We start from the raw sequence: 18369 nt of genomic DNA, 5'->3' as shown, positions 1-18369 counted from the left end.
TTCACGAAAACAGGCTCACGTTTTCCACACGGTTGTCGTTTCTCCTCGTCTGGATACAGGAAAAGAAAGACAGTGTTATGCCATCAATCCGAGAGGAGGTCCGACATGAGCCGCTCCCCATTTTCTGACATCCCGTTCCGCACCGTCCTCACCACCTTGTTCATCCTCTCTTTTATCGCCGTCGCCCTCCTCACGTTTTGGAGCGGCTATTATTGGAAACAAAAAGCCGAGACGTCACGGCAGGCGATCACGAACATGACGTACGCCAAAGACGTCTCCGGCGTCGAGAGCCATCTCATCCTGTATTATGTCGCCCGGCAATACGAGCTCGAGCGCGCCGAGACGTTCACGCTCGTCTCCGACCAATATCGGGACCAGGCGCTCGAATACAACGAGGCGCTCATTGATGACGCCCGCGTCGGGCTGTCCGCCAGGGAACGCGACGCCGTCCTCTCTTTCTCCGACAACATCGAGCGCGCGACGTCCGGTGTCGGCACGGACTGGTTCCGGCTCGTCCCGTTCGATTTGTTGAAGTCGCTCGACCGCCGTTGGATTTACGACGGGCTCCGCCAGACGAATCAGGACAGTTCCCTCTATGAGGCGACGGACGCCTTACTCCGGCTTCAGATGGCGTATACACGCAACATCGACCGCGTCTTCGTCCTTGAACCGAACCCCGAACTAATCGCCGAATTCGAGACGTCGCTCTTGCCTGAACAAGCGCTCCTGCAAAACCTCGTCATCGAACGGCCCATCCTCGCCGAGACGATCGACGATCGAATCGATCAACTGTTCACTGCCCTCGGCCAGTTGACGAACGCCGACGTCCCGTATGAGGCCCGTTACGTCAGCGCCGTCATCTTCTATGACCAGACGCAGCGCATGCTCGACGCGATCAGCGACAAGGCGCTCACCGCCTTAGAACGCGAACGTCGCCAAGAGCAGACGTATTACGTGCTCACGCTCCTCGTCGGCATGATGACGCTCGCCTTGCTCGCCTACAGCTTCGTCCGGTATCGCCACCGTTACGGTTTCGACTTGGTCCACTTGAAAGAGCGCGTGCTCGCCATCGACCCGATGCTCGACCCGCCGACCCAGTCGTTCCCGGAACGGCACGACTTCGCCCCGGTCGAACAGGAATTGAAGCGCATCGCCCGTGACATGTCGCATACCGTTCATCATCTCGAGGCCAAGTCGTTCGAACTCGCGGAAGTGCACGAACGGTGGGCCTCACTGTTCACCGAGACCGGTCTCGCCATCGCCTTGATCAACGACAAGTCCGAGATCATCGAACGCAACGATGTGTTCGAACGGCTGATCGGGGAACGGAACTTGTACGAGTTCAACCAACTGTTGACGTCGACCGGGCGCCGCTTGTGGGAGGACGGGCTCACCCACGTCAAACGAGAGCAGCGGCCGAGCGAGTTCATCTTGTTCTTCGATGAGGTGCCGCGGCGTTACATGAGCGTCAAGCTATTGCCGCTCGAAGTCGCGAACCAACACCACTACTATTTGATTTTAGAAGATGTGACGGAACGGATCTCACGCGAGCAAGAAGTCGACCGGCTCGTCCGCTATGACGAGTCGACGGGCCTGTTGAATGCGTACGGGTTCGCCCAGGCGTTCAAAAAACGCGGGCTCGGTGCGGCGAACGGCGTCTTCGTCGTCTTCAAAGTGAACGACTACCAACACGTGTCGGATTGGTACGGCACCGAGTACGCCGAGGCGGCCTTGAAGCGACTCATCGACAAGCTCGCGAAACGGTTGAAGAAATATGCGACGAGTCAACTCGGACGCTACCGCGACAACACGCTCCTCCTTTTCATCCAAGACGTTGATGAAGGGGACAAAGACGAGCTCGAGGATTTGTTCCCGCGTGACTGGGACGAACGGACAAGGCGCCAAGTGCTCGATAGCCAATGCGGGATGGCCGTCGTCCGGATGCAACCGTACGACGAGGCGCTCAAACGGGCGATGAACGCGCTCCAGCTCGCCACCGAACACCGGACGCGCATCGTCTGGTACGACGACGAGGTGCTGCGCGAAGTCGAACGGCTCGCCTTGATCGAACGGGCGCTCCCCGAAGCGATTGGGGCCCGGCAAATCCGGATCGCCTACCATCCGCAAATCGAGCTCAAAACCGGGGCCATCGTCGGGGCCGAGGCGCTCGCCCGGTGGGACAGTCCCGCCCATGGCACCATCGCCCCGGCTGAGTTTATCCGGATCGCCGAGAAGTCGGACCAGATTTTGTGGCTCTCTTTGAGCGTGTTGAAACAAGTCATCGAACAGCTCATCGTGTGGCACGACTCCCCGTTGTCCGCACTCACCGTCTCTTACAACTTGTCGCCGCGCTGTCTCGACGAAACGATCGTCGACGTGTTGATCGAAACCGCGGCCGAACATCCGTGGATGACCGATCGGCTCATCATCGAATTGACGGAGTCGAGCGACCTTCTCGACTATCCGACCGACTTGAGCCAGCTCGAGGCGCTCGCCCGCATCGGCTATCGCCTGTCGATCGACGACTTCGGGACCGGGTACGCATCGTTCGAGGCGATCTGGCACCTCCCCGTCCACGAAGTGAAGATTGACCGGATGTACGTCAGCGGCAAGGCGAAAGACTCACTGTCGTTCCTCCGCGCCGTCGCCCGTTTCACCCGGGAACAGCGGCTCGTGCTCGTCGCGGAAGGGATCGAGACGAAGCTCGAGTTGAAGCGCATGATCGAGGAAGGAATCGAGATCGGGCAAGGCTATTACTTCACCGAGCCGCTCGACGCGGAAACGTTCAGCGCTTGGGCTGAAGCGCGCATGAAAAAAGACGAGACCAGTTGATTAGAAACGGTCTCGTCTTAATGCGTTGTTAATTTATTTCATCAGGTAGAAAATCATCTTCCGCAATGCACTTGATTGATTTGATTACTTCTTCATATGCTACGTGACGTGATATAAATTCTAACGTATTTGTTTCATAGTCTTCCTTATAAAAATTAGTCTCAATCAATTGGATTAGCGTATCAACCAATCGATATCCTTTCTGAGAGGAAGGTGTATTCTTCCCCTCTCGCCTTACTTCAATCACATCTTGAAGTATGCTATTCACTTCGTTCTTGTTCAAAAGGTCACTTCTCCATATCATATGCAAGTCATACAAATGTCTTGAATATCGAGACGACTCATTCATTTCAAAATAATCACAAACCGCAAATATTTTATCAAGAAATGTTCTGCTTACTGTCTGTACTTGCATAGAAAAAGGTTGCAGTTGGAATCGTTCAATCAACCCATACTCTTTTTCTGACTGTAGATATTTCGTAATGAAATTACTAACCAGCAGACGCTCACACGGAAACGGTCTATACGTCATATTTGTCTCTATGATAATATGGTCGACCATATGCTCCCCACCATTGTATGCCTTAGGATAGCCCACTAAATACTTGTTGAAATCCCTTCTCGTTTTTATAGCTTCTAGGTCATTCAAAAGACTGTAGCCGCTTTCTTCAATCGAGTTCAATATGCTATCTTTCGTTGATCTTTTTTGCCCATTCGTCACTTTGCGATCAGCGAGAATCGTAAGATCAATATCTTCCGAAAAACGATTAATTACATCGTAACATTTCGAAAGCGAGGTTCCCCCTTTAAACACAAAGTGAGGATTACTTGTCGATAGTGCCTTTAATAATAAAGAAACATGATAGTCTTTTTCAATTTGAAATTCTTCAAAATTGAAGGCGACCGCTGTCGCGCTAATCATTTCAGAGAAGGCTGCTTGATTTTCGTGTAAGTTCATTTTGGACTCCTAGTTCGTATACTTTCACTTTTGTTTTATCCGGATATGCTTTTAAACATTTTTGAAATTCCTCTTCTGCGATGCGGACATCTTTTAAATAAGCCATTATTTTTTTTCTCGCTTCTTCCAATGGCTCTTCACTGACTCTTTCAAAGTCACTTAATAAGTCGAGAACTTGTAAAAGCTTATAGTTTTGTTTAGTCACTTGCACGTTTGCCCGTGGTTTGCGCAGAATCACTTTTTTATTATTAAATATTACTTCTCGTTTTATAGATGCCGTTTCATTCGTGACGACTGTAGGGACACTTGCCGTTTGTGTTGTTAAGCCGAGACTATTCGCAAAGTTGATGCCGGTTTTATATCCTACTTGCTCCCCTTTTCGCTCGATATAACGTTTGATTACAATTCGATCTACGCTCATGACAGGATTCTTTAAAAAGGAATTAGGACTCGGAACAAAGTATATCCCCTTTTCAACTTTTTGGATTACGCCTTTATCTGATAAGCGTTTGATCGCTTGACGAAATGAAGCAGGAGACATGCGTACGTTTTGGGCTAAATCATTGGTGAAAATCGGTTCATTATATTCGTAATTGTCTAGTATGAACTGGTGTAACTGATTCATGACCATCCCTCCTTTCGCATATTGTAACATTTTTTAAATTAAACGTTCAAAAAATGTGACATCACACCTAAAACTAAAAACTACCCTCTATTATGAAATCTTGTTTCGAAAGAGAGTAGTCGTTTGTTCATTTCGACGTCGGGGTGTTCGTCTTCTTTTGCATCCGGCCGACCCCTTCATACTGCACATCGTGTGGGTCGCGCGCGAATTTCCAGGCGTTGCGGGCATCGACCAATCGCTTCTGCCGCATCCCGGCGAACGCTTCCGGTTTCAAGTTGATGAGTTCATCCCACTCGGTGACGAGGATGGCGTAGTCGGCACCGTCAAGTGCTTCTGCCACTGTCTCCGCTTGGCGGTAGTCCCATGTCGCGAGCGGGTCGTACCCGACGACCTCGACTTCTTGCAGGAGCAGTTGCTGGGCGAGCGCAATCGACGGGGCGTCGCGCATGTCGTCCGTCCCCGGCTTGAAGGCGAGTCCGAGGAACGCGACACGCATGCCGCGGGTCACGTCGAGCTTCGACAGCAAGTAGTGGAGCTGCGCCGTGTTCGTCTCGGCCGCTGCCCGGATGACCGGCAAGTCGAGCCCGTTCTCTCCGGCCACGTGGAGGAGAGCGTTCATATCTTTCGGGAAACACGAGCCGCCGTAACCGAGACCGGCGTTCAAGAACGAGCGGCCGATGCGCGGGTCGAGCCCCATGCCGTCGGCGATTGTCGTGATGTCCGCCCCGGCCTTGTCGGCGAGACGCGACAAGTCGTTCATGAAACTGATCTTCGTCGCGAGGAAGGCGTTCGACGCGTACTTGATGAACTCGGCATTGATCGGTGACGTGCAGACGAGCGGGACACCGAGGCGACCGTATATACCCGCGAGTTCTTCACACATCTCGAGGTTGTCGCTGCCGATGACGACGCGGTGCGGCTTCAACACGTCGGCGAGGGCGCGTCCTTCCTGTAAGAACTCAGGGACGATGGCGAACGTGTGCGCTGGATACATCACGTTGAGTAAATCCGTCGTACCCGGCGGCACCGTGCTCCGGATGACGATCTTCTGTTTTGACTTCACCTCGGCGAACACGTCATCGACGAACGTCAAATCGCAACTGCCGTCCTCCCGGCTCGGTGTTCCGACTGCGAGAAACAAATAATCGACGCCTGCTGTCGCGGCGATCTCGTCTGTCAACGTGATCGCGTCAGCGAATTCCTGCAGTACCTCGGCCATGCCCGGTTCGTGGAACGGGATCGCGCCACTTCTCAATTGTTCGAGTTTCGGTCCATGTTTCTCGACGCCGATGACCTCGTGGCCTGCTTTCGCCAGTCCACACAACGTCGCCAGTCCGACGTACCCAAGACCAATGATTCCAATTTTCACGCTAGTTCCTCCTTCAATCATCTACTTTCAACTGTATCGAAACACCGCCCGTATGGGAAGACTTCAACGTGCCGCCACATTCGGTTTCATCGCTCGAAAGTGCGTGTTCACGCATGAAAATGCTATAATGGGTCAAAATGACGCTAGAAAGGACTAACCGCATGGGCTTACTCGCTTTCTTTTTGATCACGTTACTCATCTATTATTGGTTTCCGGTCCAGGGGGGACTGAAAACGTTCCTATTGATCCTCATCATGGTGAGCGGCTGGCTCTCCATCTTTGAAATCGTCTCCATTTTGGAAGCCCGTCCATGGGTCGCCGCCCCGTTGCTGCTCATCATCGGCCTCGTCGTCTGGAAGTGGCGTAAAAATCGAAATCAGCAACAAAGGAGCGTTTGACGTGAGTCAGATGCTTTTTTTATTCGATGAAAAGTTGAAAAAAACTGCCAACGCCTCAGATTCTTCGCTCTCATAAAAACATCATCGCCTGTTCTTTCACGTTTTCAAACAGAACAGGAATAGATAAAGAGACTACCGAAATGAGGGATACGGATGACCGTCATGACATGGATCACCGCGGCGTGTGTCGCCGGCACGATCAGCATCATTTTCATCTGGCTCGCCGACGAACCGGTCGAGCGCGTCAAACTGCAACTGTTCGCCACCGCGCTCTATCTCGTCCTCGTCGCGGCGACGTTCTACTTCCACCAACTGGAACGAGACTTCGGCGAGGTGGCCCAAACGTTGTCGGCGGCCACGGTCGATCACGATGAACAGTTGCTCGCCTTGGAGGAGAAACATGCCGACGCATTGGCGTGGCAAGCGATTCAAATCGAGCGTGACGTGACCGAGAAGCTCGAGGCCCGCTACGCCGCCCGCGAGGACACGATGAAAGACCATCTGTTCTTGAAAGTCGTCGATCTAGAAGAAGTCATCAAGACGCAACGCGGCGAGATCTATGCCCTCGAGGACCGGCTCCGTGAGGCCGAGGCGATGAACGAGGAGCTCGCGTTCGCCCTCGCGGACGCCGAGCGCTTGATCGACACAACGACCGAAGAAACGGAAGACATCGTCTTTTTTGAGACGTACGGCTCGTGTGAGGACTTGAACGCCGTCTACCCGGACGGCGTCCCGCTCGAGCACGACGCCTATCTGCTCACGTTCGACACCGATTTCGACGGCGTCGCCTGTGGACAAAACGACACCCGCTGAACTTGTCAGCGGGTGTCGTGTGCGTTATTCAGCCGGTACGTCGACGACGTCGCCTGCCTTGATGTCCCCGTTCATCACTCGCTCCATCTCGTCGACGCTGAACGCGTCGAGCAGTTTGATGCCGTTGACATACACGGTCGGCACGTAGTCGACGCCGAGGTCGCGTGTATACAAGCGGGCGTTCTGGATACCGACATCGACTTGCGGGGCGAGCAACGCCTCCGCGTCGGCCTCGAACAAGTCCGCGAGCCGGCGTACGTACGCTTCTGTCCCATAATCCTCGACTGTCTCGGCATCGAGCCCGATCTGACGCTGCACGTCATAGTAGCGTCCCGGCATGAGCCGTTCCGCGTTCGCGTCGACCGTCGCGAGCAGTTGTGACTTCTCGTTCAGTAAGACGAGCGGCTGTCCTTTAAACGTCGCCTCCCCCGTCTCGAGGAAACGTGACTCGACTTCCGGCAAGACGCTCTCCATCCACTTCTTGCACCACGGGCAACTGTAATCGAACACGAAGACGATCTCATGCGGACCGTCCCCGAGCGCCACTTTCTCATCGAGCGGCAGTTCGTACGACGTGTATGTGAATCGTTCGCCCGTCTCGTCCGCCTCGCCCGTCGCGCAAGCCGCGAGCACCAACACCATTCCGACCATCAACCATGCCAATCGTTTCATATGCACCCTCCATTTGTTCACTATTTCACATAAATAGTTATAGCACGTCTCCCTTAAAACCTCGAGTGACGTTCTGTTCACAATTGCCCGCGCCAACAAAAAAGAAGCGTCCCGACGCGGGTCAGGCTCGCTCCATGATGATGTCTCGATTCAACCGTCCAATCTCGAGGAACCCGTGCCGGTTGTAAAACCGGATGGCCCGGTCGTTGTCCGCCTCGACGTGGAGCCGGACGACGCGTTTCCCGGTGCGCTTCATCTCATCAGCCAACGCATCCAATAGCGTGTGCCCGCTCCCAGCCGGAACCTCCGGCAACACGCAAATATGACTGATGAACGCCACATCCGTATCCATGTACGCCGAGAGCAGACCGACGAGCCGGTCGTCCTGCCACAACTCGAACGATGTTGCCCGGTCGTGCAGCTTCTCGGCATACGCACGCAAGTCGACCCGCTCGGACAATCTCGTCGGGAACAAGTCGTCACACGCCTCGAGATGGGCCACGTAGTCGTCGACCGACCCTCGGCCGAGCGTGATCATACGTCCTCCAAGACGGCAGCGCCGAACCCGTCATGCCCGAACGCGTTGCCATTATAGAGCAGGTAGTGGCGTCCCTTCATCTCGAACACGTGCGGATAACATTCCATGTCGGCGTCCCAACCGGTATCGCTCCGCTCGAACCCGAGCGCGGCGTCATCCCGCGTCCAGTCGACGAGGTCGTCCGAATAGGCGTAGCCGAGCCGATATCCGCGCGTCGGGTCGGTCCGGAAGCCAAACGTGTCGCGGAAACAGAACACCATGTGGTAGCGTCCGTCCGCCTCGAACACGGTCGGCAGCGCCTGGCTCTCGTCTTGGATGGCGTCCGGCACGACCCGTCCGTGCCGCGTGAACGACTGTCCGTCAGTCGATGTGGCGAGGGCGATCTTATACGTCCGTTCGGCGACCCCGTCCGGTCCTTCCTTCCACGTCGTCCCGTAAATGTAGTACATGTACTGCCGCTCGCGCGTGACGACGAACGGGTCCCCGACGAGGAACGGCTCGTCGACGCTCGCCGACAGCACCGGCCCGTCCCCGAGCCGCTCGAACGTCAGCCCGTCGTCACGGCTGACCGCAAGGCCGATCCCTGTCTCGACCGACACCGACTCGCGGCGGCTCCATCCGCTCGTGTAGCCGTATAAGCCACCGTTCGTCCGGGTGACGTGGAACGGGAAGATGCCGTGCTCATCGAACGTGCCGAGCTTGCCGAGCGGGATGACCGCTTCGTGTGACACACGGATCACCTCGAACGCAGGCGTCATATCGACGTAGCGGACGTGGCTCTTGAACGTGCCGTCCGTGTCCGGCTCCCGCGTCGAGAAATAGATGCGGACGAAGTCATCGAAGACGAGCGCCTGCGGCGACTGCGCGAACGCCGAATAGTCACCGAAGAAACCGTACGGCTCTGGGTCGAAGATGTGCCCGAGCTTCTTCCATCTCATGTCGTCCCCTCCTTCCGTTCGGCGATGCCGAACCCGGCCCGTCCGACCTCGTTGCCGAGGTATAACAAATAGCGTTTGCCGTTCAGCGTGAACGTGTGCGGATACGCGACCATCTCGTCGTCGAATCCGGTCTCAGCGCGCGTGAACTTCATGACCGCATCGTCCCGCGTCCAGTGGAGGAGGTCCGGTGACGACGCGTAACCGAGACGATACGTCCGTTCCGGGTTTTTCCGATAGTCGGTCGCGTCGCGGTAACAGAAGAACATGTGATAGCGGCCGTCCTCATAGAAGACGTCCGGGCTCGCCTGCGCCTCGTCGGGAAGCACGCTGTCGATCAAGTCGCGGTGCTGTTTCTCCCACGTCACACCGTCTGTCGACGTCGCGAGACGGATCTTATACACCGGCTCTGGGCGCTCCCCGTCTAGAATCCATTCGCGTCCGGCGATATAGAACAAGTACCACGTGTCATTAAAACGTCGGATCTTTGGGCCGCTCAAGATGAACGGTTCGTCGAGCGTGTACGACAGGATCGGTCCCGGACCGACACGCTCGAACGTCTTGCCGCCGTCCCGGCTGACGGCCTTGCCGATGTTGACGTTGAACGGGACCGACACGGTGCGCGTCCAACCCCCGTAATAGGCGTGCACCTCGTCACCGACGTCGATCGCCGAGAACGGATAGACGCCGAACTCGTCGAACGTCCCGCGCGCCCCGAGCTCGAGCACCGGACGCTCGCTCACCCGCAGCACCGAAAAGTCGTCCTTGTCGACGTCGACGTAACCGCTATAGCTGACGTACTGTCCGTCGACCGGTTTCGGGCGGCAACTGAAATAGATGCGCAAATACGTGTCGCGCTCGAGGACGGACGGCGCTTGCGCGAACGCGTCCATCCAATCGAGGTCCGCGTCCCGCTCCGGGCTGAACAACAGCCGCCGGTTCTCCCATTCGTACGTCTTCACCGTCTCCATCTCATTCACCCTTTCGCGTACATCGTTTCGTAGTACGATGCGTACTCACCCGATACGATCCGATCGACCCATTCGGGATGTGTGACGTACCAGTCGATCGTCTCGCGCAAGCCCTGCTCGAACGTATAGAGCGGACGCCAGCCGAGCTCGGTCGTGATCTTCGTGTTGTCGATCGCGTAGCGGCGATCGTGTCCGGGCCGGTCGGCAACGAACGTGATCTGCGAATCGTCACGCCCGAGTTGTGCGAGGATGAGCCGGACGATCGTCAAGTTCGTCATCTCGTTATTGCCGCCGATGTTGTACACGTCGCCGACACGTCCACGCTCGGCCACCGTCCAGATGGCGTGGCAATGGTCGCTCACGTGGAGCCAGTCCCGGATCTGTTGGCCGTCACCGTACACCGGTAGCGTCTCGCCGCGCTCGGCGCGTTGGATCATGAGCGGGATGAGCTTCTCCGGGAACTGGTACGGACCGTAGTTGTTGCTGCAACGGGTGATGTTGACCGGCAATCCGTACGTCTCATGATAGGCGCGCACGATCAAGTCCGAGCTCGCTTTCGACGCCGAGTACGGACTGTTCGGTGCGAGCGGCGTCGCCTCGGTGAAATATCCGTCTGCACCGAGCGTGCCGTATACTTCATCCGTCGAGACGTGGACGAACTTGACGCCTTCCCGATAGTCACGGGAATGTTTGTCGTCCGGCGCCACGTTCCAGTGCCATCTCGCCGCATCGAGTAGTACTTGCGTGCCGAGCACGTTCGTCGTCAAGAACACGTCCGGCTCGAGGATGCTCCGGTCGACGTGCGACTCGGCCGCGAAGTGGACGACCCGGGTGACGTCATAGTCCCGGAACACCGCCTCGACCGTCGCTTTGTCACGGATGTCCCCTTTGACGAACACGTAGCGCGGGTCGTCGATGTCTTGGAGCGTCTCGAGGTTGCCGGCATACGTCAGCGCGTCAAGGTTGATGATGCGCCACGACGCGTTTGCCAGTAGCATCTTTATGAAGTTTGATCCGATGAACCCGGCTCCGCCAGTTACGAGTAAAGTCTTCATGCTCTTCACGCTCCTCTTCTAAAAGGGATAAGATGTACTGCCCATAGTCCGTCATTTTCAACGTCTGCCCGATGTCGCGCAATTGGCCCGAAGTGATGAACCCACGGCGCCAGGCGATCTCCTCGAGACAGGCGATGTAGTAGCCTTGCCGCTCCTGCACCGTCTGGACGAACACCGACGCCTTGATCATCCCTTCCGGCGTCCCCGTGTCGAGCCACGCCATCCCACGCCCGAACAAGACGACGTTCAAGTCGCCCGCCTCGAGGTACATCTGGTTGATCGACGTGATCTCGAGCTCACCGCGCGGCGACGGCTCGACCCGTTTCGCATACTCGACGACGCGGTTGTCATAAAAGTAGAGGCCCGGGACGGCGTAGTTCGATTTCGGTTGGACCGGCTTCTCTTCGATCGACAAGACGCGGCGGTTCTCGTCGAACTCGACGACGCCGAACGCCCGCGGGTCTTTCACCGGATAGCCGAACACGGTCGCGCCTTTCGTGCGCCCTTTCGCGTCACGGAGGAAGCTCGTCAAGTCGGGGCCGTAGAAGACGTTGTCCCCGAGGATGAGGCAGACCGAGTCGTCCCCGATGAAGTCTTCGCCGAGAAGAAATGCGTCGGCGAGGCCGACCGGTTTCTCCTGCACTTTGTACGTGATCGACACACCGAGCTGATGGCCGTCACCGAACAGTCGCTCGTAACCGGCGATGTCTTTCGGTGTCGAGATGAGCAGGATGTCTTGGATCCCGGCGAGCATCAAGACCGACATCGGGTAGTAGATGAGCGGCTTGTCGTAAATCGGGAGCAGCTGTTTCGATACGGCTTTCGTCATCGGATAGAGCCGCGTGCCATTGCCGCCGGCTAAGATGATTCCTTTCATGGTCGATTCCCTCCTTCGATGATCACGTCACAGATGCGGTCCACCATCTCCATCGTCAAATCCGGGTAGAGCGGCAGCGTCAAGATGCGGTCCGACACGTACTTGGCGTTCGGGACGTTCGCCTCGAACGCATAACAGGCGAAGTCGGTGACGAGCGGATAGAAATATTTCCGGGCGAAGATGCCGTGCTCGGCGAGCCAATCCATCATCTCGTCGCGGCGCCGCCGGTCGCCTTTGAACAGGACCGGGTAATACGCGTAGTTCGATTCCGTCCCCTCTGCCCGCCGATTCAATCGCAGCGTCGGGACGTCCTTGAGCCGCTTGTCGTAGCGTTCGACGATGGCACGGCGCTTCCGGACGTCATCTCGGAAGCGGGGCAAGTTGCAGCGGCCCATCGCCGCCTGGAACTCGTTCATCTTGGCGTTGCCGCCGACCGCTTCGACCGACTCGGGGCCGGTGATGCCGAAGTTGACGGCCAGGTCGACGGCCGTTTTGAACGCGCCGTCGCGATAAGCGAGCGCGCCGCCCTCGATCGTATGGAACACTTTCGTCGCGTGGAAACTGAACATGCTCATGTCCCCATATGTGGCGATGCTTTGACCGTCGTGCGTGACGCCGAACGCATGGGCCGCGTCATAGAGGACTTTCAGCCCGTACCGTTTGGCGATGCGGTCGATCTCCTCGACGTGGCAGACGTTGCCGTACACGTGGACCGGAAGAATCGCGGTCGTCTTCTCGGTGATGAGCGCCTCGAGCTTCGTGACGTCGATCGTATAGTCGATCGGGTTGATGTCACAAAACACCGGGGTGATGCCTTTACGGACGAGCGCGTGCGTCGTCGAGGCGAACGTGAACGGGGTCGTGATGACCTCGCCGGTGAGTCCGAGCACGTCGATCGCCGTCTCGAGCGCCAAGTGCCCGTTCGTGAGCAGCGAGACGTACGGGACGCCGAGGACGTCCGTCAGCTCGGATTCGAGGGCGCGGACGTGCGCCCCGTTGTTGCTGAGCCAACGCGTCTCAAAGAGCGGCCGGATCATCTCGACGTAAGCCTCGAACTCAGGCATCGACGGCCGTGTCACTTGGATCGGCGGGGCCAAATCGTGTTGTGGTAAATTCATCTCCGTTTCCCTCCTTTACGGTTAGACGAGTGTATAAGCGTCGAGCAACTGACGCACGTCTCGTCTCGAATTGAACATGAGCACGTCGATGATCGACAAGTTCGGGACGAACGTGTTGCCGAACTGGCGATACGTGACGGGCTCCATCTCGATGAAGTCGAGGCGGACACCGTCCCGGTCGAACCGGTCTTTGTCGTAGAGCGCCCGTCCCCCGATCGCATTGATGTAATGGTCGGCCCCGAGGTGATGGCATAGGTCGAGGACGAGGTCGCCGCATTTGAGCGTCTTGTCGTTCGCGAGCGATGACGCGTAGAGGAGCGGCGTGTCGAGCCCGAGGTAGTTGCGGATCTCGGTCAACTGCTTGCCGAGGTAGACGGCGACGTTTCGTTCGTCGTCGCGGATGAGGCGGGTGACGAGCGGCATGACGTCGCCATAGAACGGCGCTTTCTTATAGGCGTGCTCGAGCAAGCGGAGTTGGTAGCGGTCGTTCGCCTTGTCGTCTCGCCGGTCATGCTCGTTGATCTTTCGATGTTGCGACATGTGGTCGATCGTCATGTGGATCGGTTTCGCCGCGCCGTCGAGCAAGATCTGGTTGCGATGGATCCAACCGTGTTTGATGAATTGCACGTCATCAAGGATGACGAATGCGTCGACGGCCGCCATCAGTTGGAAGTAGCCGAGGTATGGGAAGTAGTACGGTTGCATGATGGCGAGTCTCATCCGGTCCACTCCTTTAGGCAAATTGACGTTCCCGGAGCCGAATGAGCCATTCGGTCACGAGCGGTTGCTTGACCATCAAATACGGGCGGATCCGGTCTTTGCCGACGAAGCGGTCGAGATACCGGTCGTAGCGCGGCGACTTCAAGGCGGTATGGTCGCGTTTCAACCGATGGAGCCCGACCTCGAACGAGATACGCGACAGCTCGAGCTCCTCGTGGAACTTTCCTTCCGTATATGCGTCGAACGTGTCGAGGAACGTGATGAACGCCTCATGGCGCTTGATGTCGCGTTCCCGGTTCCCTTCGTTCCAGATTGTCGTCGCCGAACCGACGACACCGTAGCGATAGACGCTCATCGCCTCGGGCATGTAGTAGGCGTAGCCTTTGCTCGCCACGTACAGCTTCATCGAGCCATCGCTCGCCGGCGTGTCTTTCAGCCAGTCCGGGGCGTTCGCGATCAAGCCGTTCGGATACAGCATCGACATCGTCGGGATGAAGCCGAGCAGTTGCAATTCGCCGGCCGTGTACGTCCGGGCCGTCTTCGAGGCGAGCAACTTGTTCTCCGGCAGCCACGGGATGACGCGCCAGTCGACGTGCACGTGGCCATCCATCTCGACGTAGGCGTCGTGGAAGCAGAGCGTGCAGTCCGGGTGCGCCTCCATATAATCGACTTGCTTTTGCAGCTTGTACGGGTCGGTCCAATAGTCGTCGCCGTCACAGAGGGCGACGTATTTGCCACGGGCGCGCTCTTCGTTCAATCGGTTGATGAACACGCCTTTCGAGTATTGGTTCTCCGTCTGATAAATGACCCGGATCTTGTCCGGGTGCTTCTCCTCGTAAGAGCGGATGATGTCGGCCGTCCGGTCGGTCGACGCGTCCTCGTGGATGAGGATCTCGAAGTCGAAGTCCGTCCGCTGCGCGAGGAAGCTCTCGATCGTCTTGCCGATATACGCCTCGTGGTTGTACGTGATGCAGTTGATGCTCACCATGATCATCGCGCTTCCCCTCCTTCCATGACCTCTTGTCCGTCGACCGTTGCGGCGAACGTGTCGGGCCGGCTCGGGTCGAACGGTTCGTTCACCCACATGACGGTGACGAGGTCGGTCGTCCCGACGTTTTCAATGTTATGGACATAGCCGGCCGGGATGTCGACGACTTCGAGCGTCTCCCCGCTCACATGGAACGTCATGACTTCTTCCTTGCCGACCGGCCGCAATCGGATGACGCCCTCGCCGCTGACGACGAGGAACTGTTCATGTTTCGTGTCGTGCCAATGCTCGCCTTTCGTGATGCCTGGCCGCGCGACGTTGATCGACACTTGGCCCCGGTCCGGCGTCTTCAAAAATTCAGTGAACGAACCGCGGGCGTCCCGGTGCATCGTGAGCGGCGTGACGATCCGCTCGCGCGGCAGATAACTCGTGTACGTACTGTACAGCTGTTTCGTGAACGCGTCGGCCAAGTCCGGCACCCCGCGCGCCTGCCGCATCGCCTCGAACGCCTCGAGCGTGCGGACGACGTCGATCAAACGAACGTCATGCGCCTCGACGGACGGATAGAGGCCGATGTCTTCACGCAGCGCCTCGAGGAACGAAGTGACGACCGTGTCGACGTGGGCGAGGGTGAGCACGCGTTCCGAGTCGCTGACGGTGACGGCCTCGCCGCGGGCGATCTGATGACAGAACGTCGTGACGGCACTGTTGTAGAACGGGCGCCCCCACTTCCCGAACAAGTTCGGCAGCCGGTATAAATGGACGCGCGTCTCGGCCCGTTCGCCATAGACGACGAGCACGTCTTCGGCCGCGCGCTTGCTCTCGCCGTATGGGTTCGCCGCTAGCGCTTGCGTCGACGAGGCGAAGACGACCGGCACCGGATTGTACGACAACAGCTCGGTCGCGATCAACTCGGTCAAGTCGACGTTCCCTACCGTGAACTCGGCCGGGTCATCCGGACGGTTCACACCGGCGAGATGGAAGACGAAGTCGGCCCGGCGCAGCATCTCGCTGCGTGCGGAAGGACTCGTCTGTTTCGTGATGGGAAGGACGTGGTGCCCCGCCGCTTGCAAGGCGTGCGCCACGTGTCTTCCTAGAAAACCGTTGGCGCCGGTGACGACGATATCCATAGTTTCTCCTCCTTTTTTCGGTTCGGCAGGACGTGCAAGTTCACCCAGCTCTCCGGCGCATCGAGCAGACGGAGCATCGTCTCCGTGTCCGTGAAGCGAAGGACGAGACTGCCGAGCGATTTGTTCGCCCCGTCAAAGCGCGGGACTTTCGATCCGACCGGGTAACATAAGTTCGACTTGATGATCTCGTAGTCGTCCGGTGTGAAACTGAGGCCGACGAAGCGGCCCGGGACTTGGCTGCCGAGGATGAAGTAAGACGACGGCACGGTCACCGGCTTCATCTCGAGCGTGACCGGAAGACCGAGCGCGAGGTCGATTGTCGCGCTCACCATGTCGACGCCAGTCGCCTGTTCGATCACTTGCGGGATGTAGTTGCCGCCGTTGCGCGGGCCGATGTCCATCAAGTAGACGTCGTCCCCGCTGACGAAGATATCGAAGTTGAGCGGCCCGTTCTTCAAACCGATGCGCGTGATCATGCGCTGGAGCGTCTCGTGGACGTTCGTCAAGGCGTGCGGCGGTTGGACACTTGGAAAGCTCGCTGCGACGGGTGCGAACGGGTTGACGCCCCGCGTGTTGAAATGGCTGTTGCCGAAGCAACGAAAGACGAGCTCACCGTCGAGGACGAAGCCGTCCCCGGCGACTTGGTAGCCGTCGCGTTTGATGAACTGTTCGACGACGATCTCCCCGCCTGGTGAGACGGCGAAGGCGGCCGCGAGTTTCTCACGGATCTTCCTGGGTGGGTCGCTTGCCGAGATTTTGCTGATCCCTTTGCTCCCGGACGAGTCGGCCGGTTTGACGACATGGTTGCCGCGCATCGTCGATAGCGCCGACACCGCGGTCTCGAGTTCCGTGAACGCGTACGCCTCGGGCGTCGGGAAGCCGTTCGCTTTCAAGAACGCCCGGAACTTCGCTTTGTTCGTCAGCGTCTCGACCGTTTGGAACGGGTTCGTGACGAGCCCGAGCACTTCTCCGACGTAGGCGGCGGTGCGGGCGGCCGGGTCCGAGGCGTAGGCGATGATGCCGTCGATCCCTTCCTCGCGCGCCAACTCGAGCACGGCGTCACGGTCGAGCGAACTCACACAATAATACCGGTCGGCGACGTTACGACCCGGATTGTCCGGTAGGTAGTCGCATAGGATCGTGAAGATCCCCTTTTCTTTCGCTTTCAAGATGACTGGCACTTGATGCATCGCTCCTCCGAGCAGCATGAGCTTGACCATGGTATTGTTCTCCTTTGTCGTCAGATGAAATGATGGATTGAATGAAATCTCGGTACGTCGCCGCCGTCGCCGTGTTGCGACGATGGTCGACGTTTTGTTTCGACACGGCCCCGTGAATCCAGAGCAACCGCGGGTCATCCAAATACCGGTGGAGCGACGCGGCGAGTGAGGCGGCCGTCGGCTCACATTTGAAGCAGTTCTCCCCTTCCTGCAAGTGACGCGCCACGTTGTCGACGTGATGGCTGACGATGACGCCCATACCTGACGCGCACGCCTCGACGATCGTCAAGTTGCCGTTCGAGTACGTCGCCGGCAAGACGAGGATGTCGGAATCCCGGTAGACGAGATGCAAGTCGTCCCACGACTCGGTCTGGTCGAGGAACGTGACGTCCTCGAGCCCGTGCGTCGCGATGAACGCACGACACGCCTCGTACAAGTGGCCGTCCCGGTTCAAAGCGAGCGACACGTGCGGATAATCCGCCTTCAGCTGCCGGTACGCCTCGAGGGCGACGAGCGGCTGGTAGCGTTCGACCAACCGGTTCGCGAACAAGATACGCACCGGGTCGTTCGGACGTTTCAACCGGAGCGGATGGTCGAAATACGCCTCGATATCAATCGGATACGGGGCGTTCACGACTTGGTCGGCCCGAAAACCGAACTCGTCGACGAACTGGTCACGGGCGACTTGTCCCATGCCGAAGATGAGGTCGGAGTCTCGGAACATGGCGCGGAACAGTTGCGTCTTCTTCGGGCCGCTCGCCCGGGTGAGCAGTTTGTCCGACCCCGCGTCCTCATCGTCAACGATACGGATCGGCTCGCTCAAGATGACGACTTTCATGCCAAGCCATCGTGCATACCGTAGCAGGAGCGCATGGAACGGAGTGAAGCCGCCGAGGAGGAGCACGTCCGGTTTAAAGCGATATAGCTCTTTGAACACGTTTAGCGATACGTAATTGAGCCGACTCGTATAGATCGAATCGCTGAGCACTTTGCACCGTTCCCCGAGCGGCACTTTCCACCACGTCGGGCGCCGGTCGGTCAGCTGTTCATAAAACCAGAACTCTGTCTCAAAATGTGCCTGGAGCGCGTCACAGAACTTGACTTGATACGGCGCGGCGATGTTCGAGAGGAAGACGAGACGCGGTTTCAT

The 18369-nt window shown here is 57.7% G+C and carries 18 protein-coding genes; 3 read left to right on the top strand and 15 right to left on the bottom strand.

The features are described 5' to 3' along the window. The first annotated feature begins 105 nt into the window (after positions 1 to 105). The gene (locus P398_RS0105775) at positions 106 to 2832 is read left to right on the top strand and encodes an EAL domain-containing protein (RefSeq protein ID WP_051638876.1); all 2727 of its coding nucleotides are present in this window, start codon (positions 106 to 108) and stop codon (positions 2830 to 2832) included. Positions 2833 to 2860: 28 nt separating this feature from the next. Here P398_RS0105775 and P398_RS0105770 read toward each other — a convergent pair whose 3' ends face one another. From P398_RS0105770 to P398_RS0105760, 3 genes are all read right to left on the bottom strand, one after another. After that, on the bottom strand, positions 2861 to 3790 hold the full coding sequence (locus P398_RS0105770) for a nucleotidyl transferase AbiEii/AbiGii toxin family protein (RefSeq protein ID WP_024370692.1): 930 nt from the start codon (positions 3788 to 3790) through the stop codon (positions 2861 to 2863). Then, a complete protein-coding gene (locus P398_RS0105765) occupies positions 3756 to 4415 on the bottom strand; it encodes a DUF6088 family protein (RefSeq protein WP_029334406.1) in 660 nt (219 codons plus the stop codon). Before P398_RS0105765 ends, P398_RS0105770 begins: the two co-directional genes overlap by 35 nt. A gap of 127 nt (positions 4416 to 4542) precedes the next feature. Then, complete coding sequence (locus tag P398_RS0105760) at positions 4543 to 5784, bottom strand: UDP-glucose dehydrogenase family protein (protein WP_029334405.1); 1242 nt, start codon at positions 5782 to 5784, stop codon at positions 4543 to 4545. A 161-nt stretch (positions 5785 to 5945) separates the two neighbouring features. On the opposite strand from P398_RS0105760, the gene P398_RS0105755 reads away from it, so the two are divergent. Together P398_RS0105755 and P398_RS0105750 are read left to right on the top strand one after the other, a co-directional pair. Next, positions 5946 to 6182, top strand: coding sequence for a hypothetical protein (locus P398_RS0105755; RefSeq protein WP_024370695.1), 237 nt, complete (start codon positions 5946 to 5948; stop codon positions 6180 to 6182). Positions 6183 to 6335: 153 nt separating this feature from the next. Then, positions 6336 to 6995 (top strand): excalibur calcium-binding domain-containing protein, encoded by a 660-nt coding sequence (locus P398_RS0105750; protein WP_029334404.1) that lies wholly within the window; start codon positions 6336 to 6338, stop codon positions 6993 to 6995. Positions 6996 to 7019: 24 nt separating this feature from the next. On the opposite strand, the gene P398_RS0105745 is transcribed toward P398_RS0105750, so the two are convergent. From P398_RS0105745 to P398_RS0105690, 12 genes are all read right to left on the bottom strand, one after another. Then, positions 7020 to 7667: a DsbA family protein gene (locus P398_RS0105745; RefSeq protein WP_051638875.1), complete on the bottom strand. Its 648-nt coding sequence runs from the start codon at positions 7665 to 7667 to the stop codon at positions 7020 to 7022. Positions 7668 to 7788: 121 nt separating this feature from the next. Next, a complete protein-coding gene (locus tag P398_RS0105740; RefSeq protein WP_029334402.1) occupies positions 7789 to 8205 on the bottom strand; it encodes a GNAT family N-acetyltransferase in 417 nt (138 codons plus the stop codon). After that, positions 8202 to 9143: a glycoside hydrolase family protein gene (locus tag P398_RS0105735; RefSeq protein ID WP_029334401.1), complete on the bottom strand. Its 942-nt coding sequence runs from the start codon at positions 9141 to 9143 to the stop codon at positions 8202 to 8204. Before P398_RS0105735 ends, P398_RS0105740 begins: the two co-directional genes overlap by 4 nt. Then, positions 9140 to 10111, bottom strand: coding sequence for a glycoside hydrolase family protein (locus P398_RS0105730; RefSeq protein WP_029334400.1), 972 nt, complete (start codon positions 10109 to 10111; stop codon positions 9140 to 9142). Before P398_RS0105730 ends, P398_RS0105735 begins: the two co-directional genes overlap by 4 nt. Positions 10112 to 10116: 5 nt before the next feature. Continuing rightward, the gene (gene rfbB / locus P398_RS0105725) at positions 10117 to 11166 is read right to left on the bottom strand and encodes a dTDP-glucose 4,6-dehydratase (protein ID WP_029334399.1); all 1050 of its coding nucleotides are present in this window, start codon (positions 11164 to 11166) and stop codon (positions 10117 to 10119) included. Then, a complete protein-coding gene (gene rfbA / locus P398_RS0105720; RefSeq protein ID WP_034798932.1) occupies positions 11069 to 12043 on the bottom strand; it encodes a glucose-1-phosphate thymidylyltransferase RfbA in 975 nt (324 codons plus the stop codon). Before rfbA ends, rfbB begins: the two co-directional genes overlap by 98 nt. Then, positions 12040 to 13161, bottom strand: a complete 1122-nt coding sequence (locus tag P398_RS0105715) for a DegT/DnrJ/EryC1/StrS family aminotransferase (protein WP_029334397.1) — start codon at positions 13159 to 13161, stop codon at positions 12040 to 12042. The genes rfbA and P398_RS0105715 overlap by 4 nt, the downstream gene beginning before the upstream one ends. Before the next feature lie 21 nt (positions 13162 to 13182). Then, on the bottom strand, positions 13183 to 13881 hold the full coding sequence (locus tag P398_RS0105710) for a WbqC family protein (protein ID WP_029334396.1): 699 nt from the start codon (positions 13879 to 13881) through the stop codon (positions 13183 to 13185). 13 nt (positions 13882 to 13894) lie between these two features. Further along, positions 13895 to 14875 carry a glycosyltransferase family 2 protein gene (locus P398_RS16070; RefSeq protein WP_034798929.1) on the bottom strand — a complete coding sequence of 327 codons (981 nt, stop codon included), beginning with the start codon at positions 14873 to 14875 and terminating at the stop codon, positions 13895 to 13897. After that, entirely contained in the window at positions 14872 to 15999 is a 1128-nt protein-coding gene (locus tag P398_RS0105700) for a polysaccharide biosynthesis C-terminal domain-containing protein (protein WP_034798926.1), read from the bottom strand. Before P398_RS0105700 ends, P398_RS16070 begins: the two co-directional genes overlap by 4 nt. Beyond that, complete coding sequence (locus P398_RS16555) at positions 15963 to 17219, bottom strand: ATP-grasp domain-containing protein (protein WP_029334393.1); 1257 nt, start codon at positions 17217 to 17219, stop codon at positions 15963 to 15965. The genes P398_RS0105700 and P398_RS16555 overlap by 37 nt, the downstream gene beginning before the upstream one ends. Continuing rightward, entirely contained in the window at positions 17101 to 18369 is a 1269-nt protein-coding gene (locus tag P398_RS0105690; RefSeq protein ID WP_051638874.1) for a glycosyltransferase family 4 protein, read from the bottom strand. Before P398_RS0105690 ends, P398_RS16555 begins: the two co-directional genes overlap by 119 nt.

The organism is Exiguobacterium aurantiacum DSM 6208, from assembly GCF_000702585.1.
GTDB lineage: Bacteria > Bacillota > Bacilli > Exiguobacteriales > Exiguobacteriaceae > Exiguobacterium > Exiguobacterium aurantiacum.
This window is presented reverse-complemented; position numbering and strand designations above follow the sequence as displayed.

What these genes read in the sequence shown, in the direction of transcription:
- P398_RS0105775 (WP_051638876.1), top strand. Translation starts at nt 106, where the DNA reads ATGAGCCGCTCCCCATTTTCTGACATCCCGTTCCGCACCGTCCTCACC.
- P398_RS0105770 (WP_024370692.1), bottom strand. Translation starts at nt 3,790, where the DNA reads ATGAACTTACACGAAAATCAAGCAGCCTTCTCTGAAATGATTAGCGCG.
- P398_RS0105765 (WP_029334406.1), bottom strand. Translation starts at nt 4,415, where the DNA reads ATGAATCAGTTACACCAGTTCATACTAGACAATTACGAATATAATGAA.
- P398_RS0105755 (WP_024370695.1), top strand. Translation starts at nt 5,946, where the DNA reads ATGGGCTTACTCGCTTTCTTTTTGATCACGTTACTCATCTATTATTGG.
- P398_RS0105750 (WP_029334404.1), top strand. Translation starts at nt 6,336, where the DNA reads ATGACCGTCATGACATGGATCACCGCGGCGTGTGTCGCCGGCACGATC.
- P398_RS0105745 (WP_051638875.1), bottom strand. Translation starts at nt 7,667, where the DNA reads ATGAAACGATTGGCATGGTTGATGGTCGGAATGGTGTTGGTGCTCGCG.
- P398_RS0105740 (WP_029334402.1), bottom strand. Translation starts at nt 8,205, where the DNA reads ATGATCACGCTCGGCCGAGGGTCGGTCGACGACTACGTGGCCCATCTC.
- P398_RS0105735 (WP_029334401.1), bottom strand. Translation starts at nt 9,143, where the DNA reads ATGAGATGGAAGAAGCTCGGGCACATCTTCGACCCAGAGCCGTACGGT.
- P398_RS0105730 (WP_029334400.1), bottom strand. Translation starts at nt 10,111, where the DNA reads ATGGAGACGGTGAAGACGTACGAATGGGAGAACCGGCGGCTGTTGTTC.
- rfbB (WP_029334399.1), bottom strand. Translation starts at nt 11,166, where the DNA reads ATGAAGACTTTACTCGTAACTGGCGGAGCCGGGTTCATCGGATCAAAC.
- rfbA (WP_034798932.1), bottom strand. Translation starts at nt 12,043, where the DNA reads ATGAAAGGAATCATCTTAGCCGGCGGCAATGGCACGCGGCTCTATCCG.
- P398_RS0105715 (WP_029334397.1), bottom strand. Translation starts at nt 13,161, where the DNA reads ATGAATTTACCACAACACGATTTGGCCCCGCCGATCCAAGTGACACGG.
- P398_RS0105710 (WP_029334396.1), bottom strand. Translation starts at nt 13,881, where the DNA reads ATGAGACTCGCCATCATGCAACCGTACTACTTCCCATACCTCGGCTAC.
- P398_RS16070 (WP_034798929.1), bottom strand. Translation starts at nt 14,875, where the DNA reads ATGATCATGGTGAGCATCAACTGCATCACGTACAACCACGAGGCGTAT.
- P398_RS0105700 (WP_034798926.1), bottom strand. Translation starts at nt 15,999, where the DNA reads ATGGATATCGTCGTCACCGGCGCCAACGGTTTTCTAGGAAGACACGTG.
- P398_RS16555 (WP_029334393.1), bottom strand. Translation starts at nt 17,219, where the DNA reads ATGGTCAAGCTCATGCTGCTCGGAGGAGCGATGCATCAAGTGCCAGTC.
- P398_RS0105690 (WP_051638874.1), bottom strand. Translation starts at nt 18,369, where the DNA reads ATGAAACCGCGTCTCGTCTTCCTCTCGAACATCGCCGCGCCGTATCAA.